The sequence below is a fragment of the Thiobacillus sp. SCN 63-57 genome, from assembly GCF_001725555.1.
Classification (GTDB): Bacteria; Pseudomonadota; Gammaproteobacteria; order Burkholderiales; family Thiobacillaceae; genus Thiobacillus.
In genome coordinates, this window is record NZ_MEGP01000024.1 from 1 (window position 1) to 26,476 (window position 26,476).

Here is a 26,476-nt window from a genome sequence, read left to right on the forward strand (position 1 = left end):
GGGCGGGTTCACCAGTTCCGCGATGTGCCGCTGGTGGTGACCTATCATCCGGCCTACCTGCTGCGCAACCTGCCCGACAAGGCGCGTGCGTGGGAAGACCTGTGTCTGGCCCGACGCACGATGCAGGCCCTCGCCGCAGCTTAACCGCTCACCGCTCACCGCTCACCGCTCACCGCTCACCACTCACCACTCACCACTCACCACTCACCACTCACCACTCACCACTCACCACTCACCACTCACCACTCACCACTCACCCAATCAATTCGATCAATCCACGTAGCGCTGCCGCCACCGCGCGCGAGCGGATCTCCTCGCGGTCACCGTCGAGGCGACAGGTGGAGGACATGACGGTACCGTCTGCCAGCGCCCAGCCATAGCAGACCAGGCCGACAGGTTTTTGCGGGGTGCCGCCGCCGGGACCGGCGATGCCGGAGATGGCGAGCGCCGCCTGCGCGTGGCTGTGCCTCAGGGCGCCGGCGGCCATGGCACCGGCGGTTTGCTCGGAAACCGCGCCGTGGGCGGCGAGGATTTCTTCGGATACGCCCAGCATTTCGACCTTGGCGGCGTTGGCATAGGTGATGAAGCCGCGTTCGTACCACTGTGAACTGCCGGGGAGGGCGGTGACCAACTGGCCGACCCAGCCGCCGGTGCACGACTCGGCGGTAGCCAGCATCCAGCCGCGTGCGCGCAGCCTGTCGCCGAGTTCGATGGCGAGTTGATGGAGTTCTTCGTCGCTTACACGAGCCATTGCAATCCCTTGATAACGGCGATGGCATAGCCTGCCGCCAGAAGATCGTCGAACATCACGCCGAAGCCGTTTTTCAGATGCGTGTCGGCAAACCGGATCGGCCAAGGCTTCAGGATATCGAACAGCCGGAAGAGTGCAAAGGCCAACGCGATCCACGGCCAGCCGGGCGGCGCAAACAGCAGCACCAGCGCGAAGGCGACGATTTCGTCCCACACCATGCCGCCGTGATCGGGCACGCCGAGCGCGCGGCCGGTGCGGCCGCAGGCCCAGATTCCCAGGAGGAATGCGGCGACCAGCAGAATGATCCGATTCGGCAGGTCAGGTGCAGTGGCGGCAATCAACCAGAACAGCGGCAGACCGAGTACGGTACCGACGGTGCCCGGCGCCTTTGGCGCAAGTCCGCTGCCGAAACCGAGGGCGATCAGGTGTGCCGGATGGGCAAGCAGGAATCGGAAATCAGGTTGCAAAGTGGTCGTATCCTGTTTTATCGACATGTAGCGGCTGACCGTTGGCATCGTTGACGGTGAGGCCAGGCTCGGCATGAATGTGGCCGATGCGCGTGACCGTCACGCCCGCGGATGCGGCGGCTGCCAGCACCGCATTCCGCTTGCTGGCAGGGGCGGTGAAGCAGAGCTCGTAGTCGTCGCCACCCGCCAGCACGCAGTCGCGCGCAACCGCTTCATGCAGATAGGCCTGCGTCACCGGCAGTGTCGGCAAGGCAGAAAACTCAAGTGTGGCGCCGACGTGCGAACGTTCCAGGATGTGACTGAGGTCGCCCAGCAATCCATCCGAAATGTCGATCGCGCTGGATGCGAGCCCGCGCAACGCCAAACCAAGCTCGATACGCGGCGTCGGCAGGTAAAGCGCCGGCAGCACCTTGGCGGCATCGATCTGTTCCATGAAGAGACGTCCCTGGCGATAGGCCAGCGCCAGGGCGGCCGAGCCGATCACGCCGGATACCCACACGTCGTCGCCGACCTGGGCGCCGTCACGGCGCAGCGCCTGCCCTGGCGGTACTTCACCCATCACCGTGATGCTGATCGTCAGCGTGCCGCGCGTGGTGTCGCCGCCGACGAGTTCGATGGCGTGTAGATCGGCCATGCGGAAAAACCCCCGTGCGAACGCGGTGAGCCAGGCATCGTTCTCTTCCGGCAGCGCGATGGCCAGCGTTGCCCAGCGTGGCGTCGCGCCCATCGCGGCGAGGTCGGACAGGTTCACCGCCAGCGACTTGTGGCCGAGCCCGGCGGGGCTGTCCTGCGGCGAGAAATGGCGGCCTTCGAGCAGCATGTCGGACGACACCGCCAACTGCATGCCCGGGGTCGGCGCCAGCAGCGCGCAATCGTCGCCGACCCCCAATACCGCGCCGGGAGTGGCGCGGGTGAAGTGTCTGGCGATGAGGTCGAATTCCATGGGTGAGGGGCGAGTCGTGAGTGGTAAGTGGCGGGAGACTGACCGTGGTGATTTCCTTCACCACTTCCTACTTACTGTTTACGACTCACTCTTTTTCTTCGCATGCGTGATCTCCACCGCACGCACGTCCTGCGCCAGCTTGTCGAGCACGCCGTTGATGTATTTATGGCCATCGGTGCCGCCGAATTTCTTGGCGAGCTCGACGCCTTCGTTGATGGCGACGCGCCAGGGCACGTCGGGACAGTGCAGCAGTTCATACGTGCCGATGAGCAGGATGCCGCGTTCGATCGGCGAAAGCTCGGCGAGCGGACGGTCGAGCAGGGGTGAGATCCGCGAACTCAGCATGTCCTCCTCTTTGAGCACACCGTAGAGCAGCGTGCGGAAGTAATCCTCGTCGGCGCGCTTGAACTGCTCGTCCTCCTTGAGATTGGCGGCGATCAGGGTGACGTCTGCACCGCCTACCAACCAGGCGTAGACGCCTTGCAGCGTGAATTCGCGTGCAGTCTTGCGTGAACCGGCCATCTCAGAGACGTTTCAGCAGGTTGGCCATTTCGATCGCTGCGCGTGCGGCGTCGCGGCCCTTTTCGGCCATGCGGGCATGGCCCTGCTCTTCGGTATCGAGGGTGAGGATGGCATTGGCAATCGGCACGCCGGTGTTCAGTTGGACGTCCATGATGCCGCGCGCGGATTCGTTCGAGACGACTTCAAAATGATAGGTGTCGCCGCGAACCACAGCGCCCAGTGCGATGAGTGCATCGTATTTCTCGGACAGCGCCAGTTCCTGCAGCGCCAGCGGATGTTCAAGCGCGCCGGGCACGTTGACCAGCAGCACGTCGTTCCGGGATACGCCCAGCCGCAGCAGCTCCGCTTCGCAGGCTGACAGCAGGCCCTCGCAGATATCGCGGTTGAAGCGGCTCATGACGATGCCGAATTTCAGGCCTTTGCCCTGGTAGGCGGGGTCGAGTTCGGAGAAGGTGTCCTTGTTGGTTCCCATGGTGCGTCCTTTTATCAGTGGCTCATGCTTTTTCGGAATAGCCGGTGACTTCCAGCCCGAAGCCGTCCATCGCCGGCATCTTGCGCGGGCTCGCCAGCAGCTTCATCTTGCCGACGCCGAGGTCGCGCAGGATCTGCGCGCCGATGCCGTAGTCGCGCAGGTCGTATTTGCGGCTGTCGGCCGGCGGCGGGTTGATGCGGTGCAGCAGCGCCTCGGCGGTTTCCGGGCGGTGCAGCAACACGATGACGCCGGACTGCGATTCGGCGATGCGTTCCATCGCACCGAGGATAGGCCAGGAGTGGCCGCCGCCGGTGACGTCGAGAAAATCCATCACGGAGAGCGGCTCGTGCACGCGCACCAGCGTTTCGCGATCGGCGTGGATCTCGCCCTTGATCAGCGCCAGATGGGTTTCGCGGGCGCTGGTGTCGCGGTAGGCGACCAGACGGAACGCGCCGTACACGGTCTGGATCAGGCGGTCGGCGGCGCGCTCGACCAGGCTTTCGGTCTGGTTGCGGTAATGGATGAGGTCGGCGATGGCGCCGATCTTCAAGCCGTGTTCCTGCGCGAACGGGATCAGGTCGGGCAGGCGTGCCATGGTGCCGTCGTCCTTGAGGATTTCGCAGATCACCGAGGCAGGTTCGAGTCCGGCCAGGCCGGCGAGGTCGCAGCCGGCTTCGGTGTGGCCGGCGCGCACCAACACGCCGCCGGGTTGCGCGCGTAGCGGGAAGATGTGGCCGGGCTGGATGATGTCGGTCGGCTTGGCGCCCTTCTTCACCGCGGCCTGGATGGTGACCGAGCGGTCGGCAGCCGAAATGCCGGTGGTCACGCCTTCGGCCGCTTCGATCGAGACGGTGAAGGCGGTGCCGTGCGGCGTCTGGTTGTCGTTCACCATCTGCTTCAGACCGAGCTGGCGGCAGCGGTCGTCGGTCAAGGTGAGACAGACCAGGCCGCGCCCGTATTTGGCCATGAAGTTGATCGCGTCCGGCGTGACGTGCTCGGCCGCCATCACCAGGTCGCCCTCGTTTTCCCGGTCTTCCTCGTCGACCAGCACGACCATGCGGCCGGCCTTGAGTTCTTCAATGATTTCCAGCGTGGAGGCGAGGCTCATCAGTCTTTGTCCGTGGTGTTGGTGAATTGCATCATGCGCTCGACGTAGCGTGCGATCATGTCGACTTCCAGGTTGACGCGGCTGCCGGCCTGCAGATGCTTGAGCGTGGTCATTTCCAGCGTATGCGGAATGAGGTTCAGCGCAAAGCGCGTGTTGTCCACCTTGTTGACCGTCAGCGACACGCCATGCACCGTGATCGAGCCCTTGCTGATGATATAGCGTGCCAGTGCGGGAGGCGCGTCGATTTCCAGCAGATGCGATTCGCCGACCGGCGCGAAGCGATGCACCGTGCCGACGCCGTCGACATGTCCGGATACCAGATGGCCGCCGAGCCGGTCGGCCAGCCGCAGCGCCTTCTCCAGATTGACCTCGGCGCCTGGCACGAAGCCCGCGGTGACGCGCAGCGTTTCGGCGGAGACGTCGACGGTAAAGCTGTCCGGCGTCAGCGCCACGGCGGTCAGGCAGACACCGTTGACCGCGATGCTGTCGCCCTGCGCGACGTCGGAAAAATCCAGCCCGCCGCCAAGGATGACCATGCGCGCGTCGGCGCCGCGCGCTTCGTATTCGTGGATGCGGCCTATGGATTGAATGATGCCGGTGAACATGCGGGATTCCGTTTCCAAATCAACTGTGACTTTGTCGTCTTCGCCTTACCCGCAAGGGGTAGGCCGTGGTTGTATAGACGCTGAAGCGTCAACAACCACGCTCTGCCGTGCTAGTTGCACTGTCTGCGGCTCGTCTTCGCGTCACACCTGATTTGGAAACGGAATAGAGGGCCAGCCAGTAGACCCGGCATTGTAGGCGTTTAGGCGGAGCGGGTGAACCCCGGCCGCCACGAAGAGCGGGAAAGTCCGCGATCACAGACGGGTTATTGAGATAAGAGGGTCTTCAAGTTGTTATAATGCCTGCTTTGCGGGAATCGAAGGCTCGGCATGACGGCGTCCCCTCCTCTGGTCATACGCGGCCACACCCTTTTGCCCATCGTGCAGGGCGGCATGGGAGTGGGCGTGTCGGCCCACAGGCTGGCGGGTTCGGTGGCGCGCGCGGGCGCGATGGGCACGATCGCGAGCATCGACCTGCGGCACCATCACGCCGACCTGATGGAGCAGGCGAAGCATTGCCGCGACAAGGACGAACTCAACCGCCTGAACCTGATCGCGCTCGACCGCGAGATCAGGGCTGCGCTGGCGATCGCAGCGGGCAAGGGGCTGGTGGCGGTCAACGTGATGAAGGCGGTGGATGCGCATCCGGCCTATGTCCGCCAGGCCTGCGCCTCGGGTGCGCAGGCGATCGTGATGGGGGCAGGTCTGCCACTCGACCTGCCTGAACTGACCGCGGGCTATCCCGACGTCGCGCTGGTCCCGATTCTGTCCGATGCGCGCGGCGTCGCCATCCTGCTCAGGAAATGGGCACGCCTGAAAAAATCCGGGAGCGGCGGACGGTTGCCGGATGCCATCGTGATCGAGCATCCCCGTTACGCGGGCGGCCATCTCGGCGCGCCCAACCCGGCCGACCTCGCCCATGCGCGCTTCGACTTCGCCGAAGTGCTGCCCGGCGTGTTCAAGGTGTTTGACGACATGGGCATCGCGCGCGGGCAGATCCCGGTCATCGTCGGCGGCGGCATCAACAGCCATGAAAAACTGCTGGCCGCACTGGCTCTGGGCGCCAGCGCCGTGCAGGTCGGCACGCCATTCGCCGTCACCGCCGAGGGCGACGCCCATCCCAACTTCAAGCGCGTGCTGGCGGAGGCGGAACCCGACGACATCGTCACCTTCATGAGCGTGGCCGGCCTGCCTGCACGCGCGGTGAAAACCCCCTGGCTCGCCAATTACCTCAAGCGCGAGCCCAAACTGCAGGCTGTCGCCAAGGCCGACCCCAAGCGCTGCGCCATCGGTCTGCACTGCCTGACGCAATGCGGCCTGCGCGACGGTCTCGAGAAGGCCGGGCAGTTCTGCATCGATTCGCAACTGGTCGCGGCGCTCAAGGGCGACGTCAGCAAGGGACTGTTCTTCCGCGGTTCGGAGGCGCTGCCATTCGGCCGCGAAATCCGCACGGTGCAGGAGCTGATCGACTACCTGCTCACCGGCGTGAAGCCTGTTCCGGCGGCATCCCGGCTGGAGACCCTGGCGGCGTGAGCGTCCTCACCGATCTTGTCCATACCTTTGGCCGCGCCATGCTGGAGCGGCACGGCGAACGGGTGCACAAGGTCGCACTCGATGCCGGCTTCACCTGCCCCAATCGCGACGGCAGCAAGGGCATCGGCGGCTGCACCTTCTGCAACAACAAATCCTTCGCGCCGGGTGCGCGCGACCCGGCACCGCTCGCCGCGCAGTTCGACCGCGCGCGCGGACGCATCGCACGCCGCACCGGCGCGCGTCGCTTCATCGCCTACTTCCAGGCCTATACCAATACTTACGCGCATGTGGACGAGCTGCGCGCGCTCTACGATACGGCGCTGGCCGCACCCGACGTGATGGGGCTGGCGATCGGTACGCGGCCCGATTGCGTTCCTACTCCGGTGCTGGACCTGCTGGCGGAATACCGTGCGCTGGGCCACGAGGTATGGCTGGAGCTCGGCCTGCAGTCGTCCTTCGATGACACGCTGGCGCGCGTGAATCGCGGCCACGGCTTCGCCGAATACGAGGCGGCGACCCGGGCGGCGCGGGCGCGCGGCATCCCGGTCTGCTGTCACCTCATCGTGGGTCTACCCGGCGAGGACGCCTCGCACAGCCATGCCAGCCTGGATCGCGTGCTCGAGGTCGGCGTCGACGGCCTCAAGCTCCACCCCTTGCATGTGGTGAAGCACACCCGGCTCGCGATCGACTGGAAACGCGGTGAATACGAACCGCTCGCCGAGGCGGACTACACGCGTATCGCCGCCGACCTGATCGAACGCACGCCGTGGGAGGTGGTGTACCACCGCGTCACCGGCACTGCCGCGCCCGACATCCTGCTCGCGCCGGCGTGGTGCGCGAAGAAATGGGACGTGTTGAACGGCATCGCCGACGAACTGGCCCGGCGGGGCAGCCGGCAGGGCGCGCGCACAGGCCATCCATGGAAGGAGACACATCATGCCGCTTGACCTGATCTGCCCGGCGGGCAACCTGGTTTCACTCAAGGCCGCCATCGACAACGGCGCCGATGCGGTCTACATGGGCTTTCGCGACAATACCAACGCGCGCGCCTTCCCCGGCCTCAACTTCGACGAGGCGCAGGCGATGGAAGGCCTGCGTTACGCACACGACCGCGGCCGCCGCGTGCTGCTTGCTCTCAACACCTACCCGCAATCCGGCAGCTGGAGCCGCTGGACCGACGCGATCGACCGCGCCGCCAGACTCGGCATGGACGCGGTGATCCTCGCCGACGCCGGACTGATGCGCTACGCGGTGAAGCATCATCCGCAACTGCGGCTGCACCTGTCGGTGCAGGGCTCGGCCACCAGCTACGAAGCGGTGAATTTCTACCGCGAGCATTTCGGCATCCAGCGCGCGGTGCTGCCGCGCGTGCTATCGCTGCCGCAGGTGGAAAACGTGGTGCAGCACACCGACGTCGAGATCGAACTGTTCGGCTTCGGTGGCCTGTGCGTGATGGTGGAAGGGCGCTGCCTGCTGTCCTCGTATTGCACCGGTGAGTCGCCCAACTCGGCGGGCGTATGCTCGCCGCCCAAGGCGGTACGCTGGACGGACACGCCGTCCGGGCTGGAATCGCGGCTGAACGGCGTGCTGCTCGACCGCTATGGCAAGGACGAAAAAGCCGGCTATCCGACCTTGTGCAAGGGCCGCTTCGAAGTCAGCGGCGAAACATATTACGCGCTCGAGGAGCCCACCAGCCTCAACACGCTCGACCTGCTGCCCGAGATGCTGAAGATGGGCATTGCCGCGATCAAGATCGAGGGCCGCCAGCGCAGCCCGGCCTACGTCGCGCAGGTGACGAAAGTGTGGCGTGCCGCCATCGACGCGGTGAAGAAAAATGCCGACGGCTTCAAGCCCACAGCTGCCTGGCAGGCCGAACTCAACAAGCTGTCGGAAGGGCAGAGCCACACGCTCGGCGCCTATCACCGGCCGTGGAAATGATCGTGAGGCGTGAGGCGTCAAGTGTGAGGACGGGGGCATTGGGCTGCCCGTTCCATCGCTCCCCTCCAGCAGCACATCCCTCCTCACCCCTTACGCCTCACGCCTCACCATGAATTTAAGCCTGGGTCCGCTGCTCTATTACTGGTCGCGCGACGACGTGCTCGCCTTCTACGAGGAAGCGAAAGCCTGGCCCGTTGCACGCGTGTATCTGGGCGAGAGCGTGTGCTCGCGTCGTCACCTGCTGCGCCTGCCCGACTGGCTGGCGCTGGCGGAGCAGCTCGCCGCCACCGGCAAGGACGTGGTGCTGTCCAGCCAGACGCTGATCGAATCGGAATCCGATCTCAAGACGCTGCGCCGCATGGTCTCCGACGGCCGCTTCCGGGTCGAAGCCAACGAGTGGGGCGCGGTGCGACTGCTGTCCGAAGCGGGCGCGCCTTTCGTCGCCGGGCACACGCTCAACATCTACAATCCCGAAACCCTCGATGTGCTGGTCGGGCTCGGCGCAGAACGCTGGCTGCCGCCGGTGGAGATGTCGCGCGCCGCCCTGGCGGCGATTCTGGCCGGTGCCCCGGCTGGCATGGAAACCGAGGTCTTCGCCTACGGCCGCTTGCCGCTGGCGTATTCCGCGCGCTGCTTCACCGCGCGCCACTACAACCTGCCTAAGGACGACTGCCAGTTCCGTTGCCTTGACCATCCGGACGGGCTGGCGCTGTCCACCCGCGAGGGTGAGCCCTTCCTTACGATCAATGGCATCCAGACACAGTCGGCCGGGGTCTATACGCTGATCGACGAATTGCCCGCCCTGCGCGAGCTCGGCGTCGCCAGCCTGCGCCTGTCGCCGCAGTCGCGCCACATGGGACGTGTGGTCGAGGCTTTCCGGGCGGCGCTGGCGGGGGAAGCGGGGGCCGCCGATGCCCTGGCGAGGATCATGCCGGGTCCGGCTGTCGACGGCTATTGGCATGGTCGCGCAGGTCTCGAACACCGTTCGGAGCGGCACGCCTGACATGCTGATCACGCGCAGACTGGAATTCGATGCCGGCCATCGCATCCCCAATCACGCCAGCCAGTGCCGGCACCTGCATGGCCATCGCTACGCCATCGAGATCACGCTCGCTGGCGAGATCATCCGCACCGAAGGTGCGGCGGCGGAGGGCATGGTGATGGATTTTTCCGATGTGAAGCGCATCGCCAGCCGTGTGCTGGTCGACCCCTGGGATCACGCCTTCCTGGTGTATCAGGGCGATCGTGCCGTCGTCGAGTTTCTGGCATCGCTGCCCGGGCACAAGACGGTCGTGCTGCCGGTGGTACCCACTGCAGAAAACCTCGCCGACGAGGCCTTCCGCATCCTCGATGCGGCCTATGCCGACACCTTCGGCAACCAGCTCAGGCTGCAGCGGGTGCGGCTGTACGAAACCCCCAACAACTGGGTCGACGCCATGCGTTGATGCCTATTTTCAGGATTGGAGCAATCATGCTGAATCTTGCCGTGCCTGCACCCCTGGGCAGCCTCATTGCCCGGCTTCCCGTCACGCCACCCAACCGCGCGTTTTCAGCCGCGGCCAACCGCCTGCTGTGGCCCGCGCTGCAAACGCTCGACTGGCAGCCGCTGGTCGGCCGGCGCTACGCCATCCGGGTGAAGGACCTGGGGCTGAGCCTGCGCTTCACCGTCACCGCGCGCGGATTTGCGTCGGACAGCGGTGAACCCGATCTCACCATCAGTGCCACCGCCCGCGATTTCCTGCTGCTGCTTGCGCGCCGCGAAGACCCCGACACCCTGTTCTTCAGCCGTCGGCTGGTGAGCGAGGGCGACACCGAACTCGGTCTCATCGTCAAGAATCTGCTCGATGCCCTCGACCCTGAGACGATTCTGCGCCGGCTGCCGGCGCCGCTGGCACATGCGGCCCGGCGCCTGATGGCGACATAGTGCGATAAACCCGCCCGGGCGCTCAGGCCTCGGGCTTCTCGGCAGCGGAAGGCGGCAGCGCGATTTTCTGGTCGACGCTGAACTGGTAGTCGTGGAAGACATGCTCGGCGCTGAGCACCTGGTAGCTGCCGTCCGGGGCGCGCCGGGTGGTGTCCTTGAGACGCCAGGCGGTCTGGCCGCAGGTCCAGATGTCGAAGTTGCGCATGTGGGTGCACAGGCAGGTCTTGTCCATGACCTTCACCTTCTTCGCGCCCGGGTGCAATTCCACCTCGCGGTTGTAGGCGTCGATGTAGGCGCAGCGGCTGTTGGCGTCGAGCAGGTAGCCGTAAGCCTCGCAGTTGGGACGGATGCCTGAGCCGATCCCGGGGCTGCCCTTGAGCATGCGCATCGGGTAGCCGGTCGGCGAAATGGTGTTGACCTCGATGTCGTCCTCGCTGGCCTTGAAGTATTCCTGCTTGATCTTGTCCGGCAGGCCGCATTCCGCGGTGACGGTGAAGCGCGTCGCCACCTGCACTGCGGCGGCGCCCTGCTCAAGGAAGGCCGCCGCGTCGCTGCCGGTGAAAATGCCGCCGGCCGCGATCACCGGGATGTCGAGGTGCTCGGCCTTGAGATACGCCAGCACGTCGCTGACGAGGGTGGCGAGGTCATACTTCGCCCAGTCCTCGATGCCGAAGCCGAGGTGCCCGCCGGCGAGCGGGCCTTCCACCACGATATAGTCCGGCAGGCGCTGCAGCCGCGCGTTCTTGCGCAGGAACATCGCCAGCGCGCGTGGCGAGGAGACGATGATGCCGAGCTTGGCGTCGCGGAAGCGCGGATGGTCCTCGATCAACGCGAACGACCCGAGGTGCAGGCCGGCGGACAGCGTGATGCCGTCGATGCCGGCGTCGAGCGCGGCGGACAGGCGCATGCGCAGCGTCTCGCGCGGCGCATTCATGGTCAGCTTCTCCATGCAGTTGATGAAGATCATGCCGTCGCCGCGCTTGGCCTCCATCGTGCGGCCGACGTGGTAGCGCGTGGCTTCTTCGAGCACCGCGAGGTTGAAGTGCACATTGGATTTGTCGCTGTTGGCGGCATTGGTCTTGTACTTCTTCAGCTTCTCGCTGACGAATTTGGTGTCGAAACGCCGGTCGGACACGGTCTGCACCATGGCATCGGAGATGTGACCGATACCGCCGAGACGCGCGACTTCGAGCGCCAGTTCAGCAGTGGAGATATCCACGCCCATGCCGCCGATGACGATCGGCACCAGTTCCTGCCTGCCGAAGCGCAGGCGGAAATCATCCACACGTTTCATTTTGTTCCTTATTGAGTGCTGTTGGCAGTCGGACCGTTCCCTCGGTGAACAGACGCTGAAACGTCTATCCGACTGAGGTGGCGCAACTATCCCATGTCTTCCCAGGTTGGCGCGGGCCCTGGAACAAGTGTGTCGAGGGTCGCGTTCACAGGGGCGGACATTCCCCGCAAATCGGATTGTATCCATACGCCATGCTTAAGGCACCGGTAAGTTCGTTGCCGCGTCCATTTCGGTGCGTGTGTTGGCGCCGCAGCTCGCGCAAGCGCGCTAGAGGTTGACCGGGGGAACGCTTTCAGGATGAGGGTCTGTCCAGCGGTATGGCTCGCACCTGCATCAGGGCCGCGCCAGTTTGCAGCATGAACCACAGCAGCGTAGCCGCACTCAGGAACAGACCCCATTCCTGGTCCATGCCGCCCGCAATACCGCCGAGGCAGAACAGTGCGGCGCGAACGCCGCCGTAGCGTCCCAGGCGGCTGCGCAGTGCGGCATGCCAATCGCCTTGCATGCCCGGGTGCAGCCATACCGGCAACAGCTGACTGGCCGCGCCGGATACCAGGGGCGGCAGGAAGCCGGTGACGAAGGCCGACGTGGGAGTCGACACTGGAAAAGCGGCCGCGGCGGCGCCGAACACCATGCTGGCGGCGAATCCGGCCAGTGCGGCAGCGAGTAGTGGCGCGGCGCCGTGCCATGCAAAAATTTCACCACGATAAAGCCGTAACCAGCGGGCTCCAAGCCGCCCCAGCGGAACTGCCCATAACATTGCGCCGAGCCCGGCAAGCGGACCGAACGATGCCGCACCGACAGCGACCAGCACCGTGCCGGCCATGGCCCACGGCAGGTTGCGGCGCAACCACGGGGCGACCTGTGGGTCGGGCCTGCCGGCCACGGTCGGCAACAGCACTGCAAGCGTGCTCACGGCCGTCAATCCAATGAATCCGAGCGTGTTGAGATGAAGATGAAGGCGCCGCAACCCTGCCCATTGCTGCGGCCAGAATACGCCCGCGAGGATGGCGAGCAGGGCGCATGCGAGACAGGCCAGGGCGGCTTCGTACCAGGCCAGGCCCGGATGGGGGCGTCCGAGCATTCCGGCCTGACGGCGCCGGCTCCAGGCGAGCAGCAAACCGGCGGCCATCAGTGCGAGGAATGCGCCCGCGTAGCGCCCCCATGCCATGTCGGGGAAGCCAAATGCAGCCACGGCAAAGACGCCGCCTGCCAGTGCCAGGACCGGCAGGCCGGCGAGTCCTGTGCCGGGCGCGCGCGTCCGGGTAAGCACCGGGATGAAATGGCTCATGGCGCCGAAGATCAGTGGCATCGCGCCCACCGCCAGGATCAGGTGCAGGGTGACGACGCGCCCGGCATGGAGCGAACCCAGCAGGGCTGTGACGAAGGCAGCCAGGGCCAGGCACACCAGCGCCGGCAACACCGTTCGTGCTCAGCTGCGGATGAAGTCGATCACGATCTCGCCTGGATTGCGCTGCAGATACTGGATGTCGACCGTTTCACCGTAGCGGTTACGGAGCTGGTCGAGCAGGGGCAAGGGATCGTGATCGTTGACGAAGCGCATGCGTTCGCCAGCGTTCAGTGCGTCCAGCGCGCCAAAAATGGCGGCATGGCGGAAACGCTTGGCGATTCCGCGTGCGTCGAAGGGATAGACCTGATCCTGACGAAGATGGAGATGGGCATTCATAGTAGCCGTCCTTAAAGATGTAGATGGAATACATATTATAGACGCAGGATGCGATTTCCGTGTGCGACTTTTTCCTGTCTGGCGGATGGCCGATTCCCGGCCCTTGTCTGTTGAAGGCGGACAGCTCGCGAGTCCTTTGCCCGCGCTAGGGACCGGTGTCCAGTTCATCTGCCCCGGGCACGCGGAAAATGCCTTGCAGCCGGAGCAACTCCTCACGGTGTTGTGTCACCAGGTCGTTCAGTATCGTATGGCCTGCGCGCGTCAGATGCACCTCAACCGAGCGCCTGTCGGTGCGCCCGGTCTGACGTTTCACCAGCCCCAGTTTCTCGCACCGCGAGATCAGCGAAACCACGCCGTGATGATGGGCCTGCAGGCGTTCGGCCAGTTCGCCGACCGTGGCCCATTCGCGGCCCGGAAAGCCGCGTATGTGCAATAGCAGCTGATATTGAAGGTGGGTGATGCCGCGCTGGTGAGTCGCCTCTTCGCTGAAACGCAGGAAACGCCGGAGCTGATAGCGGAAATGGGAAAGCGTTTCGAAGTCTTGTTTGCTGAGGCGGGATGACGTCATGTTCAGGCTCTGAAAAGATGGACTGGATTTTATATCATGCTGTGATATAAATAAGTCGTGGCCGTATTCGCTGGGGTGGGTCTTGATGCCGCGGTCGGGAATGGCTGTCGTGGTGGCATGTTCAGAGAGGAGATTTCCATGAGTATCCTGCATATCCACAAGCTTTTCACGTCCCCTCATGGCTGGAATACCTTGTCGCAGACCCAGCCGTCCGCACTCAAGCTGTTCATCCTGCTTGTCCTGCCGTTTTCGCTGGTTCCGCCCCTGATGCTCGAGTATGCCGGCCATCATGTCGGCGCCATCCTGTTTCCGGATACGCCCGGCGTGGCGTGGAGCCTGGCAGCCTTGTTCTTCCTCATGGCCGAATTGCTGACGGTTCCGCTCATGGCGTGGACGATCAAGTCGGTCGCGCGCAGCAAGGGAATCGAGAGCAGCGACGGGGCGGCCTTCATGCTGGCGGCGATCGCGCCGGTTCCGCTTTGGCTGTCGTCGCTGGTGCTCTTCTATGATCAGGTCCTGTTGATCATGGTCGGCGTCACCTTGGGACTGGTCGGGTCCGTCGTCCTGATTTTCCGTGGCGTGCAGAGCATCCTGAAAATCGACGAAGGCCTCATCGCCATCGATATCGCTTACACCGTCACTGCGCTGGGTCTCATCGCGTGGGTGATACTGGTCATGTTAGGACTCATCCCCGCCCTGGCCTGATGCAAGGATGCCCGCGTTTTTTGGCTGCCTGGTGCCGTGGTGCCGGGCATTTCTAAGGAGGTTGAACGATGGATGCAACCGTAAGCTTGCCTGCCCTCGATGAAGAGGGCTATCTGGTCGAACCCGGCGAGTGGAACGAAGCCGTGGCCGAACAACTCGCGCTCGCAGAAGACGTCAGGTTGACTGACGAACACTGGGATGTCATACGCTTCATGCGTGAATATTACGAAGAACATCAGATCGCGCCAGATGCGCGCTATGTGATCAAGCATTTGTCGAATCGACTGGGCGCCGATGCGCGCAATGCGCTCTTCAAGTTGTTCGCCTATGGCTATGTCAAGCAGGCATGCAAGATCGCCGGGATGAAACGGCCACGCGCCTGGAGCACGGGCTGATCCTTTCGGGGCGTGTACACGTCCGTCAGGTGAAACGCCCACCATGCCGGTAGAACTGGCGGACTGCCGACAGCAGGTTGATCTGCAGCAACAGCGCCGACAACGCCAGCATTAGGCCGCCCGTGCGTGCCAGCAATGGCCAGAAAAGGCCCGCAGTAAGCAATCCGCAGGCAACCAGGTGAAAGCGGAATTGCCAACGCGTGCGGCCTTCCGCAATCATGTCCTTCATCGTGGGAATGCTGCCTGCGCGGGCCTGCAACTGCGCCTGTAGATGAAACCACGCCAGAAACGGCACGATCTTGTAAAGCATGCCGTTTACCACACTCACCGCGAACCCGCCAATGAACAGCACGGCCAGCAATAGCGGATAGACATCGCTGTCCGCCCAGGCCGGACTGAACTGGGCAACGGTCCAGACGGTCACGCTGGCGATCAGGCTGGCCATGCCCAGACGCCAGAAATCGAGCGTGACGTCAGGCAGTTTCCGGCGCCGGCGCGTTTGCAACCTCAGGGTGGTGACGGCAAACAGCAGTATGCCGGCGGCGAAGCCGGCCTCGACGAGCACACCGACGCGCGGCGGCAGGCCCGGCGCGGCGGCGTGGATCAGCAGCAGGACAAATAGCCCGGGCGTCAGCCAGCGGCCAAGCAGGGGCGGATAAGGCGGCGTGATCTGGAACATCGGGACGACCTGGAAAGCGACGCCGACGACCAGCAGCAGAACCCAGCCGAGCAGGCCGAAGGCGAGATGGGCAGCGAGTGCGGCTGCGCTGGCTGGCGGGATCCATACGCCGGCCCGCATCAGTGCCAGCACCAGGCCGAGCATGAACGTCAGGCCCAGACTCAACACCGCCAGTCGCATGCCCCAGACCGTGACATTGCTGGTTGCGCGTACGAGGCTGACGGCAGCGGCGGCGAGAAAGACGGCGAAACTGATGACCAGCAGGACGATGGCGATACCGAATGCGAGCGATTCGGTGGACAGAAAGCCCGCCATCAGCGAGAGCGTTCCCAGCGCCAGCGGCCCCTGAGTAAGCCAGGCCACTGCGCGCGGCCTGGGCAAGGGCGACCCGGCCACCACCGGCAGCATCTGCATCAGAGCGCCCAGCATGGCCATGGCGAGGAAACCCAGCGTGAGTGCGTGAGTGAGGGCGAGCGCCTGCGGCGTCCAGCGTGAGGCCAACGACGCCGGGTCCACGACGACCAGCAGGGCAGCGGCCAGAAGAAACAACGGAGCCGACAGGAAAAACTGCAACGGCAGTGAAAACGGGGGTGCCTGCTCGAAGGACAGGCCGGCTTGCGTGCTCATGGGGCGGCGATCCTGTCAGCGTGCATCCGCTGCGCCGGCCGGGTGGATCAGGATGACGTAGCTGCCATCGGCTTCCATCCGCGTGGCGTGGCGGTAGCCGTGCTCGGCAAGCAGGGGGTAGAGCGGAAACGGCTCGCGGTGAAGTAGCAAGCGGATTGACTGGCCGGGGCGCAGCAGCGCCAGCGTCCGCAAGACTTTTTCCATCGGCTCGGGCGGCTCCAGCTCGCGTGCGTCGACGAGGATCTCGTCCGCCGGCTCGATCATGCGACGGCCTGCATGGAACGGATCAGGTCGTCGCGGTTGCCGCTCAAGACCTGATCTGACATGGGATAGAGCATGTTCTCTTCCTTCAGGTTGTGCTGTTGCATCAGCATGTTGAGCGTCTCGGAGAGGCCGAGATAGGCATTTCGGTCGCCTGCCGCGACCGCTCCCGCCATATCCTGCATCAGACCGCGCATCTGGTCGTGTTCCATGCGCATGACGTGCGTCGGCCCCATGCTGTTGCCGGTGCGGGTCTCGAACGCGGGGAACAGCACGGTTTCCTCCATCGCCAGATGGTGTGCCATGGCCGCCTGAAAACGGTCGAACAGGCTGCGCGCGTTGCCCCAGTCTTTTTGCGCCGCCGCGGCTTCGGCGGATGCGAACAGATCGTCGCAGGCGCGGTGATCGCCGCCAAGAAAATCCAGAATCGTGCTCATGTCATGCCTCCATAAGATGTTGAAAGAATACATGTTTAAGTATATCAGGACTTCCTAACCTGAAATTCTTCTTGACTGTGCCACAAGATGTCGTATGGTTGATTCGGTTGACACACAAGATGTTGTTTTCGAGGAGGGTGAGATGAATTCTGTAATAGCAGGTGTTCCCCGCGAAGTCATCAAACGTGACGGGCGTCGAACGATATTCGATGCCGCGAAGATACGTTCGGCCATCTTGCGGGCCGGGCAGGCCAGCGGCGAATTCGGCGAGGCCGAGGCGGAGTTGCTGACCGCCCAGGCGATGAAGGTGCTGACCCACAGCTTCCGCACCGCCCCGCCGGACATCGAGCGCATCCAGGACGTGGTCGAGCAGAGCCTGATCGCCGCCAATCATCTGCAGACCGCGCGCGCCTACATTGCCTACCGCGACCGCCACAGGAAGCTGCGCGAGGACCGCAAGACCGTGGTCGACGTCGAAGCCTCGATCAACGAATACCTTTCGCGCCAGGACTGGCGCGTCAACGCCAATGCCAACCAGGGCTACAGCCTGGGCGGGCTCATCCTCAACGTCTCCGGCAAGGTGGTGGCCAACTACTGGCTCAACCACGTCTACCCGCCGGAACTCGGCGAGGCGCATCGCGACGGTTCCTTGCACATCCACGATCTCGACATGCTGGCGGGCTATTGCGCCGGCTGGTCGCTGCGCACGCTGCTGCACGAAGGCCTGAATGGCGTGCCGGGCAAGGTCGAGGCGGGGCCGCCGAAGCACATGTCCTCCGCGGTCGGCCAGATCGTCAACTTCCTCGGCACGCTGCAGAACGAATGGGCCGGCGCGCAGGCCTTCTCCTCGTTCGACACCTACATGGCGCCGTTCATCCGCAAGGATGCGATGACCTACGACCAGGTGCGCCAGTGCATCCAGGAGCTGATCTACAACCTCAACGTGCCGTCGCGCTGGGGCACGCAGACGCCGTTCACCAACCTCACCTTCGACTGGACCTGCCCCGAGGACCTGCGCGAACAGGTGCCCGTCATTGCCGGCGAGGAAATGCCGTTCAGCTATGGCGAGCTGCAGGTCGAGATGGACATGATCAACCGCGCCTACATCGAGGTGATGACCACCGGCGACGCCAAGGGCCGCGTGTTCACCTTCCCCATTCCCACCTACAACATGACGCCGGACTTTCCGTGGGAATCGGAAAACGCCGAGCGGCTGTTCGCGATGACCGCGCGCTACGGCCTGCCGTACTTCCAGAACTTCATCAATTCGGAGATGAAGCCGAACCACATCCGCTCGATGTGTTGCCGCCTTCAACTCGATCTGCGCGAACTCCTGAAGCGCGGCAACGGCCTGTTCGGCTCGGCCGAGCAGACCGGCAGCGTGGGCGTGGTGACGGTCAACTGCGCGCGCCTCGGCCATGAGCATGCGAGTGACGAAGCTGCGCTGCTGCGTCGCCTCGACGCGCTGCTCGACATGGCGCGCAACGGGCTGGAAATCAAGCGCAAGGAAATCCAGCGCCTGATGGACAACGGCCTGTTCCCCTACACCAAGCGCTATCTCGGCACGCTGCGCAACCACTTTTCGACCATCGGCGTGAACGGCGTCAACGAGATGATTCGCAACTTCAGCGGCGACGACCACGACATCACCACCGAATGGGGCCACGACTTCGCCGTGCGTCTGCTCGATCACATCCGCAGCCGCATTGCCGCGTTCCAGGAGGAAACCGGCCACATGTACAACCTAGAAGCCACGCCGGCCGAGGGCACCACCTACCGTTTCGCCAAGGAGGACCGCAAGCGCTACCCTGGCATCCTGCAGGCGGGCACCGACGATGCGCCCTACTACACGAATTCGTCGCAGCTGCCGGTGGGGTTCACCGACGACGCCTTCGAGGCGCTGGAGCGGCAGGACGACCTGCAGCGCAAGTACACGGGCGGCACCGTGCTGCATCTCTACATGTCGGAACACATCTCGTCAGCGGAGGCGTGCAGGAAACTGGTGCGGCGTTCGCTCGAGCGTTTCCGACTGCCCTACATCACCATCACGCCGACTTTTTCCATCTGCCCCAAGCATGGCTACCTCGCCGGCGAGCACGAGTTCTGCCCGGCGTGCGACGAGGAAGCCCTGTCCCGCAAACGTGCAGTTGCTGCATAAACCAAGGAGACCGAGATGAATGACATGACTGTTCCGACCCAGGCCCTGTCCATTGCCCTGAAGGACGAGGAACGCACCCGCTGCGAAGTGTGGACCCGCGTGATGGGCTACCACCGTCCGACCAGCAGTTTCAACAAGGGCAAGAAGAGCGAGCACCGCGAGCGGCGTTTCTTCGTCGAAAGCCGTTGCAGGATGGGATGAGCATGCTTCGTGTCGGCGGCTTCACGCCGCTGTCCACCACCGACTGGCCCGGCATGCTGGCCGCGGTGGTGTTCTGCCAGGGCTGTCCGTGGCGCTGCGGCTATTGCCACAACCCCGATCTGATTCCTGCCCGCGGCGACAGTGAGATTCCCTGGGCCGATGTGCTGGCCTTCCTGCGCCGCCGCCGGGGCTTGCTCGACGCCGTGGTGTTTTCCGGCGGCGAGCCGACTGCGCAGGCAGGGCTGGTCGACGCTGTGCGCGAGGTGCGCGCGCTCGGATTCAGAATCGGCCTGCATACGGGAGGCATGTATGCGCAAAGACTGGCGGAGGTATTGCCGCTGGTCGACTGGGTCGGACTGGACGTGAAGGCGCCGTTTGCGGATTACGCGCGCATCACCGGCGCGGCAGGCAGCGGCGAACGTGCGCTGGCCGGTTTGCAGCAGGTGCTGGCATCCGGCGTCGATCATGAAATCCGCACCACGGTGCATCCGGCACTGCTGGGCGACACGGCCGTGATCGGCCTTGCGCGCGATCTGGCCGACCTCGGGGTGAAGCGTTACGTCATCCAGGCGTTCCGCAGCCAAGGGTGCCAGGACGACAGCCTGCGGCTGAGCGGCACGCGCGAACGGCCCTTGCAGACAGTGGGCGAGCAGATGGCCGGGCTGTTCGAGGAGGTCCTGGTGCGTGCCTAAGCCTGTCCGGCGCGAATGAAGAGTGGCCACTGCAATTTTTTCGCAGTGTCGGCATCGCCCCACATGGGCATCAGTTCTGCCATCAGCGCCGGCAGCGGATCCTGCCCGTGCGCGGCCTGATAACGCTTCACCGCCGACCAGGTGGAGAGATACGCGATTAGCCGCGGCAGGCTCCAGTCGACTTCGATGTGAAATGCCGGGGCGTCGATTTCCGCAAACGGGAAATCGAGGCTGCGGTAGGCATCGTCGATCAGCGCGCGTTCGGGGGGCCAATACGGGCCGACCGTGTCTGAATAGAAATGGCGAAACGGCACATCCATGTCTCCCGGCAAGACCATGCGGCCGTAGCCCCACAGGGCGAGCATGCCGCCGGGCCTGAGGACGCGCGAGACCTCTTGGTAAAAGCGCGGCAGATCGAACCAGTGTGCCGCCTGGGCGACGCTGACGAGGTCGACGCTGTGATCCCCCAGGCCGCTGGCTTCGGCGGGCGCCACCCGGTAGTCGATCGCAGGATGCGGTTCGGCGTGGCGGATCTGCTCCGCGGAGGCGTCGGTGGCGACGACCTGCCGGAAGTGCGTCGCCAGACCCAGCGCCGCCTGGCCGCTGCCGGTGGCGCAGTCCCAGGCGGTGCCGCGCTCCGTGCACCGGCTTGCGAGCCAGGCGAACAGTGCGGCGGGATAGTCGGGGCGATAGGCGGCGTAGCGGTCGGACGCCGACGAGAAGTGATCCTTGAATTCGCTCACGCAGGCAGCAGTGTCAGGCGCAGGTCGCTGCCGATCTGCCGCACGTCGCTCAGGCGAAATCGCGCCGCCTCGTCGAGTGATGTGAGCGCGGGGTGGGCGAACAGGCCGCGCGCGACGTCGCCCACCGCCATCGGCGCGACGTAGGCCACCCATTCGTCGACCAGCCGGGCTTCGATCAGCGCGCCATTGAGCGCGGCCCCTGCCTCGACGTGCAGCTCGTTGATGCCGCGCTGCGCCAGCAGCGTCAGCAGCGCGGCCAGGTCGACACGGCCCCCGTCTCCCGGAAGTTCGAGCACTTCGGCGCCGGCCTGTTCGAGTGCGGCGCGCGTGCCTGGTGCGGCATGACGGCAGGCGATCAGGGCGGGCAGGATCGCCGCATCTGGCGGCGTGCGCAGGGTGGAATCGACGACGACCCGCAGCGGCTGCCGGCCGATGTCCAGATCGCGCACGTTCATGCGCGGGTTGTCGGCCAGCACGGTGCCGCTGCCGGTGAGGAGGGCGCAGGCACGCGCGCGCAGGCGCTGCACGTCGGCGCGCGCGGCTTCGCCGGTGATCCATTGCGATGTGCCGTTGGCGAGCGCGGTCTTGCCGTCCAGCGTGGAGGCGGTCTTGAGGCGCACCCACGGGCGCTGCCGCGTCATGCGCGAGATGAAACCGGGGTTGAGCGCGCGCGCCTCGGCCTCCATCAGGCCGACCTCGGCCTGGATGCCGGCCAGCGTCAGCATCGATATGCCGCCGCCCGCGACCAGCGGATTGGGGTCGCTCATCGCCGCTACCACGCGCGCCACGCCCGCGCTGATCAGCGCCTCGGCGCAGGGCGGTGTACGGCCGTGGTGCGAGCAGGGTTCCAGCGTGACGTATACCGTTGCGCCGCGCGCCGCTTCGCCCGCAGCGTTCAACGCGTGGATTTCGGCGTGCGGGGTGCCGGCACGTTCATGCCAGCCTTCGCCGACGACGCGCCCGTCCTTGACGATGACGCAGCCGACACGCGGATTCGGACTGGTGGTGTAAAGCCCGTGCGCGGCAAGTTGCAGCGCGCGGGCCATGTGCAGATGATCGGCGGCGGAGTGGCGGTCGGCACGCACGGCAGACTATTCGAAGAGGTCGTCCACGCCCTGGGGCGGCGCGCGTTCCAGGTCCTGCAGCATCTCGCGGAAATCGTCCGGGTCCTGGAAGCTTTTGTACACCGAGGCGAAGCGGATGTAGGCGATCTTGTCGAGCTTCTTCAGTTCGCTCATCACCAGTTCGCCGACTTCGCGCGCGGGCACTTCGCGCTCGCCCAGCGTCAGCAGGCGCTGGCGAATGCGGTCGACCGCGGCGTCGGCCAGTTCGGTGGACACCGGGCGCTTGTGCAGCGCGCGGCGGAAACCTTCGCGCAGCTTGGTCTCGGAAAAGTCCTCGCGCGTGCCGTTGGACTTGACGATCTGCGGCGGCCGCAGCTCGGCGGTCTCCCAGGTGGTGAAGCGCTTGTCGCACGCGGCGCAGCGGCGGCGGCGGCGAATCGCATCCCCCGCCTCATTGACGCGGGAGTCGATGACCTGGGTATCCAGAGAACCGCAGAAGGGACATTTCATGGGAGCGCGAGGAGCAAGGGGTGAGGCGTGAGGCGTGAAAGGGAGCGGACTGCCGCCTCACTCCTCACGCCTATCGCTTCACGCATCAGCCGTAGACCGGATACTTCGCCGTCAGCTTCGCCACGTCGCCCTTCACCCGCTCGATCACCGCTTCGTCGGTCGGTGCATCGAGCACGTCGGCAATCATGTGCGCCAGTTGTTCGGCTTCGAGTTCCTTGAAGCCGCGCGTGGTCATCGCCGGGGTGCCGATGCGGATGCCGCTGGTGACGAAGGGCTTCTGCGGGTCGTTGGGAATGGAATTCTTGTTGACCGTGATGTGGGCGCGGCCCAGCAGCGCCTCGGCTTCCTTGCCGGTGAGCTTCTTGGGCTGCAGGTCGACCAGGAAGACGTGGCTCTCGGTGCGGCCGGAAATGATGCGCAGGCCGCGCTCGACCAGCACCTTGCACATCACCAGGGCGTTGGCGATCACCTGTTCCTGGTAGTGCTTGAATTCCTTGCTGCCCGCTTCCTTGAATGCCACGGCCTTGCCGGCGATGACGTGCATCAGCGGGCCGCCCTGCAGGCCGGGGAAGATCGCGGAGTTGATCGCCTTCTCGTGCTCGGCCTTCATCAGGATGATGCCGCCGCGCGGGCCGCGCAGGGTCTTGTGGGTGGTCGAGGTCACGACGTCGGCGTGCGGCACCGGGCTGGGGTAGACGCCCGCGGCGACCAGGCCCGCGTAGTGCGCCATGTCGACCATGAAGATCGCGCCGATTTCCTTGGCGATCCTGGCGAAGCGCTCGAAGTCGATGCGCAGCGCGTAGGCCGAGGCGCCGGCGATGATCAGTTTCGGCTTGTGTTCGCGTGCCAGCGCTTCCATTTTCGGATAGTCGATCTCTTCCTTCTCGTTGAGGCCGTAGGCGACGACGTTGAACCACTTGCCGCTCATGTTGAGCGCCATGCCGTGGGTGAGGTGGCCACCTTCGGCCAGGCTCATGCCCATGATGGTGTCGCCGGGCTTCAAGAAGGCCATGAACACCGCCTGGTTGGCCTGCGAGCCGGAGTTGGGCTGCACGTTGGCGGCCTCGGCGCCGAACAGCGCCTTGACGCGGTCGATGGCTAATTGTTCGACGATATCGACGTACTCACAGCCGCCGTAGTAGCGCTTGCCGGGGTAGCCCTCGGCGTATTTGTTGGTGAGCTGCGAGCCCTGCGCCTGCATCACCGCCGGGCTGGTGTAGTTTTCCGACGCGATCAGCTCGATATGGTCCTGCTGGCGCTGGTCTTCTTTCTGGATCGCGGCCCACAGGTCGGGATCGGTCTTGGCGAGGGTGTCTTGGCGGTTGAACATGGATGGCAGTCGGGCAGGGCTTGAAAGACCGCGATTTTAACACGCAGCGGTTTCGCGGCGGCTCGTATAATCGGCCAAAACCGGAGTGGATTCATGCAAAGACGAGACTTTCTGGCGGGCGCCGGCGTGGCCGCCGTGCTGCCGCTGTCCGCCGCACAGGCTGCGCCTGCCGAAGGGACGCAGTTGCCTTCGATTCGCTGGCGGCTGGCGTCGAGCTTCCCCAAGAGCCTGAACATCCTGTATGACACGGCGGAAACCCTGAGCAAACGGGTGGCGGCACTCACCGGCGGCAAATTCGAGATTCGCGCGTTCGCCGGCGGCGAACTGGTGCCCGGCCTGCAGGTACTCGACGCGGTCGGCAATGGTACGGTCGAGTGCGGGCACTCGGCGGGCTATTACTACGTCGGCAAGAACATGGCGCTGGCCTTCGACTGCGCGGTACCGTTCGGCCTCACCGCGCGCCAGCAGAATGCCTGGATGTACGCCGGCGGCGGCCTCTCGGCGATGCGCGCGCTTTACGCCAAATACAACGTGGTGCAGTTCCCCGGCGGCAACACCGGCACCCAGATGGGCGGCTGGTTCCGCAAGGAGATCAAGTCGCTGGCCGATCTCAAGGGCCTGAAAATGCGCATCCCGGGCATCGGCGGCCAGATCATGGCGCGGCTCGGCGTGGTCCCGCAAACCCTGCCTGGCAGCGACATCTATCCCGCGCTCGAACGCGGCGCGATCGACGCCGCCGAATGGGTGGGCCCCTACGACGACGAAAAGCTCGGCTTCCACCGGATCGCCAAGCATTATTACTACCCCGGCTGGTGGGAAGGGGAGGCGCAGCTCTCCTTCTACGTCAACCAGGCTGCGTGGCACGCCTTGCCCGAATCGTACCGCCAGGCCTTCGAAGTGGCCGCCGCCGAGGCCAACCAGCTGATGCTCGCGCGATACGATGCCCAGAACCCGCCCGCGCTGCTGCGCCTGGTGGGACAGGGCGTCCAGCTGCACGCTTATCCCAAGGACGTGATGCTCGCCGCCCGCCGCGCCAGCTTCCAGATGTATGAGGAAGAGGCCCGGACCAACCCTGACTTTGCCGCGATCTACCGTGCATGGAAGCAGTTCCGCGACACCGAGTTCCAGTGGTTCAAGGTTGCGGAAGCGGCGTACGCCAACTTCAATTACTTTGTAAAATGACGCCGGTGCTCACCCTAGGCACCGTTCGCCCTGATCGTGAGCCCTTCGACTTTGCTCAGGAGGGCCTTGTCGAACGATCGAAGGGCATGCCCGTCAGAGAGAAAACCGAGGCACCATGAACAAACTCGACCAACTCATCACCACCTTCGACCTCGGCCTGCGCACCGTCTTCGCCAGCCCTCATGCCGGCCGTCCCTATCCCGGCGCCGGACCGGAAGCCGAACTGAGCGAAGCGGAAAAAGCCCAGGCCGCCGCCCTCATGCGCGTCAACCACGTCGGCGAGGTGTGCGCGCAGGCGCTGTATGCTGGCCAGGCGCTCACCGCGAAGAATGAAAAAGTACGCGCCGAACTCGAGCAGGCCGCGCGCGAGGAAACCGACCATCTTGCCTGGTGCGAGACGCGCATCAACGAACTCGGCGGCCGCAAGAGCCTGCTGAATCCGCTGTGGTTCGGTGGCGCGTTCGGCATGGGCGTCGTCGCCGGCCTGCTCGGCGACAAATGGAACCTCGGCTTCCTCGCCGAGACCGAGCGCCAGGTCGAGGCGCACCTCGACGGCCATTTGCAGAAACTGCCGGAAGCTGACGCGAAGAGTCGCGCGGTGGTCGAGCAGATGAAAGTCGACGAAGCCCAACATGCGCAGACCGCGGTCGACCATGGCGGCGCGCCCTTGCCGTTGCCGGTGAAGCAGGCGATGCGCTTCGCCGCCAACGTGATGCGACAGACGGCGAGCCGGGTTTAACGCTTGAATTAGGCCTCGGTTGAACCCTTGGCTTGCGACGTGTCTGCGCCGAGCGACTGCCAAGCAGCGGCACTCCACGTCGGCGCAGCCTCCGTGATGAGCTGAAGAATTTCAGGCGGCAGGTCTCGCGGGCCTGTCAATTGACGAATGTCCAGAATGTCGTCTGTCCCGAGGCCGGACGGAGCGCGGAGAGCCCATTGAATCGCTTCGTCAAGCGAGCCCACTTCAATGAGGTAGAAGCCTCCCACGAGTTCTTTTGACTCGGCGAAGGGGCCGTCAACGATGTAGCGTTTGCCTTTTGCTACCGCGATGCGGGCCCCTTTCGCCGCAGGGTTGAGGCCCTCGGATGCGACAAGCACGCCGGCCTGATGCATCTCCTCGTTGAAGCGCATGTACGCCTTGAAGAGTTCTACATCGAATTCGGACTGCTGATCGGTCGTCGTCTTCTCCGCACTCGACTGCGCCGTGATGATGAATCGCATAGCCTGCTCTCCGTAGGTTTGTCTGGGTATAACTACGACGAACGAGGACTCGTCAACTCGACAAGACCACACCTTACCTAGCAAGCTGCGCCGGGCTTAGCCCTTTCTGGAGCCTCACGTGCACTATGCGAGGTGTATAACGCGTTCGGTTTCAGGGTAAGGCATTGTTCTGTTTTTGATTGTTTTTAATAGGGGGTGCTTGAGCAGATATCAAACACCCCTCCCTTCATTCCTCAAATGGCTTGACCAAGTGTGCGATCGAATTCGGGGCAAGCATCACAGTATCCGCACGGAAACGCAACAGGCTCATAGGCTTCCTCAAACAGGCTGCCTTTCCTGCGCATTGGCTCGGCATCAGTAGAACTTGCCGTGCGCTATACCCGCTGACGGAAAAAATCCCCGTGTTAGCATGAAAAAAAGAGCTTCTGTCGGCAGCTGCGGCGGCATCCTTGTGTCGCAGAA

The 26,476-nt window shown here is 64.6% G+C and carries 30 protein-coding genes and 2 pseudogenes; 13 read left to right on the forward strand and 19 right to left on the reverse strand.

What is annotated here, in order from left to right; all coding sequences use genetic code 11:
* Nucleotides 1-144 (forward strand): annotated as a pseudogene (locus tag ABT23_RS10375) (uracil-DNA glycosylase); the annotation flags it as partial.
* 109 nt (nucleotides 145-253) lie between these two features.
* Here the strand turns inward: ABT23_RS10375 and ABT23_RS10380 are convergent.
* From ABT23_RS10380 to ABT23_RS10410, 7 genes are all read right to left on the reverse strand, one after another.
* Entirely contained in the window at nucleotides 254-751 is a 498-nt protein-coding gene (locus ABT23_RS10380) for a CinA family protein (RefSeq protein WP_296634642.1), read from the reverse strand.
* Entirely contained in the window at nucleotides 739-1,218 is a 480-nt protein-coding gene (locus ABT23_RS10385) for a phosphatidylglycerophosphatase A (protein ID WP_296634644.1), read from the reverse strand. Before ABT23_RS10385 ends, ABT23_RS10380 begins: the two co-directional genes overlap by 13 nt.
* On the reverse strand, nucleotides 1,208-2,161 hold the full coding sequence (thiL, locus tag ABT23_RS10390; RefSeq protein WP_296634647.1) for a thiamine-phosphate kinase: 954 nt from the start codon (nucleotides 2,159-2,161) through the stop codon (nucleotides 1,208-1,210). Before thiL ends, ABT23_RS10385 begins: the two co-directional genes overlap by 11 nt.
* 78 nt (nucleotides 2,162-2,239) lie before the next feature.
* Entirely contained in the window at nucleotides 2,240-2,683 is a 444-nt protein-coding gene (nusB, locus tag ABT23_RS10395; RefSeq protein ID WP_296634649.1) for a transcription antitermination factor NusB, read from the reverse strand.
* Nucleotide 2,684: 1 nt separating this feature from the next.
* Nucleotides 2,685-3,155 (reverse strand): 6,7-dimethyl-8-ribityllumazine synthase, encoded by a 471-nt coding sequence (ribH, locus tag ABT23_RS10400; protein ID WP_296634652.1) that lies wholly within the window; start codon nucleotides 3,153-3,155, stop codon nucleotides 2,685-2,687.
* A gap of 22 nt (nucleotides 3,156-3,177) precedes the next feature.
* Complete coding sequence (gene ribBA, locus ABT23_RS10405) at nucleotides 3,178-4,263, reverse strand: bifunctional 3,4-dihydroxy-2-butanone-4-phosphate synthase/GTP cyclohydrolase II (protein ID WP_296634654.1); 1,086 nt, start codon at nucleotides 4,261-4,263, stop codon at nucleotides 3,178-3,180.
* Nucleotides 4,263-4,868, reverse strand: coding sequence for a riboflavin synthase (locus tag ABT23_RS10410; protein ID WP_296634658.1), 606 nt, complete (start codon nucleotides 4,866-4,868; stop codon nucleotides 4,263-4,265). The genes ribBA and ABT23_RS10410 overlap by 1 nt, the downstream gene beginning before the upstream one ends.
* A 327-nt stretch (nucleotides 4,869-5,195) precedes the next feature.
* Between ABT23_RS10410 and ABT23_RS10415 the strand changes: the two genes are divergently transcribed.
* From ABT23_RS10415 to ABT23_RS10440, 6 genes are all read left to right on the forward strand, one after another.
* Nucleotides 5,196-6,398 carry a nitronate monooxygenase family protein gene (locus ABT23_RS10415; protein ID WP_296634660.1) on the forward strand — a complete coding sequence of 401 codons (1,203 nt, stop codon included), beginning with the start codon at nucleotides 5,196-5,198 and terminating at the stop codon, nucleotides 6,396-6,398.
* Nucleotides 6,395-7,345, forward strand: coding sequence for a TIGR01212 family radical SAM protein (locus tag ABT23_RS10420; RefSeq protein WP_296634663.1), 951 nt, complete (start codon nucleotides 6,395-6,397; stop codon nucleotides 7,343-7,345). The genes ABT23_RS10415 and ABT23_RS10420 overlap by 4 nt, the downstream gene beginning before the upstream one ends.
* Nucleotides 7,335-8,336 carry a peptidase U32 family protein gene (locus ABT23_RS10425; RefSeq protein WP_296634665.1) on the forward strand — a complete coding sequence of 334 codons (1,002 nt, stop codon included), beginning with the start codon at nucleotides 7,335-7,337 and terminating at the stop codon, nucleotides 8,334-8,336. The genes ABT23_RS10420 and ABT23_RS10425 overlap by 11 nt, the downstream gene beginning before the upstream one ends.
* Nucleotides 8,337-8,445: 109 nt before the next feature.
* Nucleotides 8,446-9,339 carry a U32 family peptidase gene (locus tag ABT23_RS10430; protein WP_296634668.1) on the forward strand — a complete coding sequence of 298 codons (894 nt, stop codon included), beginning with the start codon at nucleotides 8,446-8,448 and terminating at the stop codon, nucleotides 9,337-9,339.
* 1 nt (nucleotide 9,340) lies between these two features.
* A complete protein-coding gene (queD, locus tag ABT23_RS10435) occupies nucleotides 9,341-9,781 on the forward strand; it encodes a 6-carboxytetrahydropterin synthase QueD (RefSeq protein ID WP_296634671.1) in 441 nt (146 codons plus the stop codon).
* Between the two features lie 26 nt (nucleotides 9,782-9,807).
* Nucleotides 9,808-10,260 (forward strand): SCP2 sterol-binding domain-containing protein, encoded by a 453-nt coding sequence (locus ABT23_RS10440; RefSeq protein ID WP_296634673.1) that lies wholly within the window; start codon nucleotides 9,808-9,810, stop codon nucleotides 10,258-10,260.
* Nucleotides 10,261-10,282: 22 nt separating this feature from the next.
* Here ABT23_RS10440 and ABT23_RS10445 read toward each other — a convergent pair whose 3' ends face one another.
* The 4 genes from ABT23_RS10445 to ABT23_RS10460 form a co-directional block, all read right to left on the reverse strand.
* Entirely contained in the window at nucleotides 10,283-11,554 is a 1,272-nt protein-coding gene (locus tag ABT23_RS10445) for a nitronate monooxygenase (protein ID WP_296634676.1), read from the reverse strand.
* Nucleotides 11,555-11,846: 292 nt separating this feature from the next.
* Nucleotides 11,847-12,977 carry a hypothetical protein gene (locus ABT23_RS10450; RefSeq protein WP_296634679.1) on the reverse strand — a complete coding sequence of 377 codons (1,131 nt, stop codon included), beginning with the start codon at nucleotides 12,975-12,977 and terminating at the stop codon, nucleotides 11,847-11,849.
* Between the two features lie 9 nt (nucleotides 12,978-12,986).
* Entirely contained in the window at nucleotides 12,987-13,241 is a 255-nt protein-coding gene (locus tag ABT23_RS10455) for a DUF2249 domain-containing protein (protein WP_296634683.1), read from the reverse strand.
* A 145-nt stretch (nucleotides 13,242-13,386) separates the two neighbouring features.
* Nucleotides 13,387-13,962, reverse strand: a complete 576-nt coding sequence (locus tag ABT23_RS10460; protein WP_296634945.1) for a MarR family winged helix-turn-helix transcriptional regulator — start codon at nucleotides 13,960-13,962, stop codon at nucleotides 13,387-13,389.
* On the opposite strand from ABT23_RS10460, the gene ABT23_RS10465 reads away from it, so the two are divergent.
* Both ABT23_RS10465 and ABT23_RS10470 read left to right on the forward strand, forming a co-directional pair.
* Entirely contained in the window at nucleotides 13,948-14,514 is a 567-nt protein-coding gene (locus ABT23_RS10465; protein ID WP_296634686.1) for a YIP1 family protein, read from the forward strand. The genes ABT23_RS10460 and ABT23_RS10465 overlap by 15 nt on opposite strands.
* A 68-nt stretch (nucleotides 14,515-14,582) precedes the next feature.
* Nucleotides 14,583-14,909 carry a TusE/DsrC/DsvC family sulfur relay protein gene (locus ABT23_RS10470; protein WP_296634688.1) on the forward strand — a complete coding sequence of 109 codons (327 nt, stop codon included), beginning with the start codon at nucleotides 14,583-14,585 and terminating at the stop codon, nucleotides 14,907-14,909.
* Nucleotides 14,910-14,934: 25 nt separating this feature from the next.
* Here ABT23_RS10470 and ABT23_RS10475 read toward each other — a convergent pair whose 3' ends face one another.
* The 3 genes from ABT23_RS10475 to ABT23_RS10485 are packed head-to-tail and all read right to left on the reverse strand — an operon-like array spanning nucleotide 14,935 to nucleotide 16,913.
* Complete coding sequence (locus tag ABT23_RS10475) at nucleotides 14,935-16,215, reverse strand: hypothetical protein (RefSeq protein ID WP_296634691.1); 1,281 nt, start codon at nucleotides 16,213-16,215, stop codon at nucleotides 14,935-14,937.
* A gap of 15 nt (nucleotides 16,216-16,230) precedes the next feature.
* Complete coding sequence (locus tag ABT23_RS10480) at nucleotides 16,231-16,479, reverse strand: DUF2249 domain-containing protein (protein ID WP_296634693.1); 249 nt, start codon at nucleotides 16,477-16,479, stop codon at nucleotides 16,231-16,233.
* On the reverse strand, nucleotides 16,476-16,913 hold the full coding sequence (locus ABT23_RS10485) for a hemerythrin domain-containing protein (protein WP_296634695.1): 438 nt from the start codon (nucleotides 16,911-16,913) through the stop codon (nucleotides 16,476-16,478). The genes ABT23_RS10480 and ABT23_RS10485 overlap by 4 nt, the downstream gene beginning before the upstream one ends.
* A gap of 142 nt (nucleotides 16,914-17,055) precedes the next feature.
* Between ABT23_RS10485 and ABT23_RS10490 the strand changes: the two are divergent.
* Nucleotides 17,056-19,272: pseudogene (locus tag ABT23_RS10490) on the forward strand (ribonucleoside triphosphate reductase).
* Nucleotides 19,269-19,964, forward strand: a complete 696-nt coding sequence (locus tag ABT23_RS10495) for an anaerobic ribonucleoside-triphosphate reductase activating protein (RefSeq protein WP_296634698.1) — start codon at nucleotides 19,269-19,271, stop codon at nucleotides 19,962-19,964. The pseudogene ABT23_RS10490 and the gene ABT23_RS10495 overlap by 4 nt, the downstream one beginning before the upstream one ends.
* Here ABT23_RS10495 and ABT23_RS10500 read toward each other — a convergent pair.
* The 4 genes from ABT23_RS10500 to glyA all read right to left on the reverse strand — a co-directional run bounded on the left by ABT23_RS10500 (nucleotide 19,961) and on the right by glyA (nucleotide 23,611).
* Nucleotides 19,961-20,707 carry a class I SAM-dependent methyltransferase gene (locus tag ABT23_RS10500; RefSeq protein ID WP_296634700.1) on the reverse strand — a complete coding sequence of 249 codons (747 nt, stop codon included), beginning with the start codon at nucleotides 20,705-20,707 and terminating at the stop codon, nucleotides 19,961-19,963. The genes ABT23_RS10495 and ABT23_RS10500 overlap by 4 nt on opposite strands.
* A complete protein-coding gene (gene ribD, locus ABT23_RS10505; protein WP_296634949.1) occupies nucleotides 20,704-21,753 on the reverse strand; it encodes a bifunctional diaminohydroxyphosphoribosylaminopyrimidine deaminase/5-amino-6-(5-phosphoribosylamino)uracil reductase RibD in 1,050 nt (349 codons plus the stop codon). The genes ABT23_RS10500 and ribD overlap by 4 nt, the downstream gene beginning before the upstream one ends.
* Nucleotides 21,754-21,798: 45 nt before the next feature.
* On the reverse strand, nucleotides 21,799-22,281 hold the full coding sequence (nrdR, locus tag ABT23_RS10510) for a transcriptional regulator NrdR (RefSeq protein ID WP_296634703.1): 483 nt from the start codon (nucleotides 22,279-22,281) through the stop codon (nucleotides 21,799-21,801).
* 85 nt (nucleotides 22,282-22,366) lie between these two features.
* Nucleotides 22,367-23,611 (reverse strand): serine hydroxymethyltransferase, encoded by a 1,245-nt coding sequence (gene glyA, locus ABT23_RS10515; protein WP_296634706.1) that lies wholly within the window; start codon nucleotides 23,609-23,611, stop codon nucleotides 22,367-22,369.
* A 93-nt stretch (nucleotides 23,612-23,704) separates the two neighbouring features.
* Between glyA and dctP the strand changes: the two genes are divergently transcribed.
* The gene (gene dctP, locus ABT23_RS10520; protein WP_296634708.1) at nucleotides 23,705-24,793 is read left to right on the forward strand and encodes a TRAP transporter substrate-binding protein DctP; all 1,089 of its coding nucleotides are present in this window, start codon (nucleotides 23,705-23,707) and stop codon (nucleotides 24,791-24,793) included.
* Between the two features lie 115 nt (nucleotides 24,794-24,908).
* Nucleotides 24,909-25,532 carry a 2-polyprenyl-3-methyl-6-methoxy-1,4-benzoquinone monooxygenase gene (coq7, locus tag ABT23_RS10525; RefSeq protein WP_296634710.1) on the forward strand — a complete coding sequence of 208 codons (624 nt, stop codon included), beginning with the start codon at nucleotides 24,909-24,911 and terminating at the stop codon, nucleotides 25,530-25,532.
* A gap of 8 nt (nucleotides 25,533-25,540) precedes the next feature.
* On the opposite strand, the gene ABT23_RS10530 is transcribed toward coq7, so the two are convergent.
* Entirely contained in the window at nucleotides 25,541-26,014 is a 474-nt protein-coding gene (locus ABT23_RS10530) for a YciI family protein (protein WP_296634713.1), read from the reverse strand.
* Between the last annotated feature and the right edge of the window lie 462 nt (nucleotides 26,015-26,476).

Bases quoted from the DNA above. Each gene is read 5' to 3' on its own strand.
- ABT23_RS10380 (WP_296634642.1), bottom strand. From the start codon at position 751: ATGGCTCGTGTAAGCGACGAAGAACTCCATCAACTCGCCATCGAACTC.
- thiL (WP_296634647.1), bottom strand. From the start codon at position 2,161: ATGGAATTCGACCTCATCGCCAGACACTTCACCCGCGCCACTCCCGGC.
- nusB (WP_296634649.1), bottom strand. From the start codon at position 2,683: ATGGCCGGTTCACGCAAGACTGCACGCGAATTCACGCTGCAAGGCGTC.
- ribH (WP_296634652.1), bottom strand. From the start codon at position 3,155: ATGGGAACCAACAAGGACACCTTCTCCGAACTCGACCCCGCCTACCAG.
- ribBA (WP_296634654.1), bottom strand. From the start codon at position 4,263: ATGAGCCTCGCCTCCACGCTGGAAATCATTGAAGAACTCAAGGCCGGC.
- ABT23_RS10410 (WP_296634658.1), bottom strand. From the start codon at position 4,868: ATGTTCACCGGCATCATTCAATCCATAGGCCGCATCCACGAATACGAA.
- ABT23_RS10415 (WP_296634660.1), top strand. From the start codon at position 5,196: ATGACGGCGTCCCCTCCTCTGGTCATACGCGGCCACACCCTTTTGCCC.
- ABT23_RS10425 (WP_296634665.1), top strand. From the start codon at position 7,335: ATGCCGCTTGACCTGATCTGCCCGGCGGGCAACCTGGTTTCACTCAAG.
- ABT23_RS10430 (WP_296634668.1), top strand. From the start codon at position 8,446: ATGAATTTAAGCCTGGGTCCGCTGCTCTATTACTGGTCGCGCGACGAC.
- queD (WP_296634671.1), top strand. From the start codon at position 9,341: ATGCTGATCACGCGCAGACTGGAATTCGATGCCGGCCATCGCATCCCC.
- ABT23_RS10440 (WP_296634673.1), top strand. From the start codon at position 9,808: ATGCTGAATCTTGCCGTGCCTGCACCCCTGGGCAGCCTCATTGCCCGG.
- ABT23_RS10445 (WP_296634676.1), bottom strand. From the start codon at position 11,554: ATGAAACGTGTGGATGATTTCCGCCTGCGCTTCGGCAGGCAGGAACTG.
- ABT23_RS10455 (WP_296634683.1), bottom strand. From the start codon at position 13,241: ATGAATGCCCATCTCCATCTTCGTCAGGATCAGGTCTATCCCTTCGAC.
- ABT23_RS10465 (WP_296634686.1), top strand. From the start codon at position 13,948: ATGAGTATCCTGCATATCCACAAGCTTTTCACGTCCCCTCATGGCTGG.
- ABT23_RS10460 (WP_296634945.1), bottom strand. From the start codon at position 13,962: ATGCAGGATACTCATGGAAATCTCCTCTCTGAACATGCCACCACGACA.
- ABT23_RS10470 (WP_296634688.1), top strand. From the start codon at position 14,583: ATGGATGCAACCGTAAGCTTGCCTGCCCTCGATGAAGAGGGCTATCTG.
- ABT23_RS10475 (WP_296634691.1), bottom strand. From the start codon at position 16,215: ATGAGCACGCAAGCCGGCCTGTCCTTCGAGCAGGCACCCCCGTTTTCA.
- ABT23_RS10480 (WP_296634693.1), bottom strand. From the start codon at position 16,479: ATGATCGAGCCGGCGGACGAGATCCTCGTCGACGCACGCGAGCTGGAG.
- ABT23_RS10485 (WP_296634695.1), bottom strand. From the start codon at position 16,913: ATGAGCACGATTCTGGATTTTCTTGGCGGCGATCACCGCGCCTGCGAC.
- ABT23_RS10495 (WP_296634698.1), top strand. From the start codon at position 19,269: ATGAGCATGCTTCGTGTCGGCGGCTTCACGCCGCTGTCCACCACCGAC.
- ribD (WP_296634949.1), bottom strand. From the start codon at position 21,753: ATGGCCCGCGCGCTGCAACTTGCCGCGCACGGGCTTTACACCACCAGT.
- nrdR (WP_296634703.1), bottom strand. From the start codon at position 22,281: ATGAAATGTCCCTTCTGCGGTTCTCTGGATACCCAGGTCATCGACTCC.
- glyA (WP_296634706.1), bottom strand. From the start codon at position 23,611: ATGTTCAACCGCCAAGACACCCTCGCCAAGACCGATCCCGACCTGTGG.
- dctP (WP_296634708.1), top strand. From the start codon at position 23,705: ATGCAAAGACGAGACTTTCTGGCGGGCGCCGGCGTGGCCGCCGTGCTG.
- coq7 (WP_296634710.1), top strand. From the start codon at position 24,909: ATGAACAAACTCGACCAACTCATCACCACCTTCGACCTCGGCCTGCGC.
- ABT23_RS10530 (WP_296634713.1), bottom strand. From the start codon at position 26,014: ATGCGATTCATCATCACGGCGCAGTCGAGTGCGGAGAAGACGACGACC.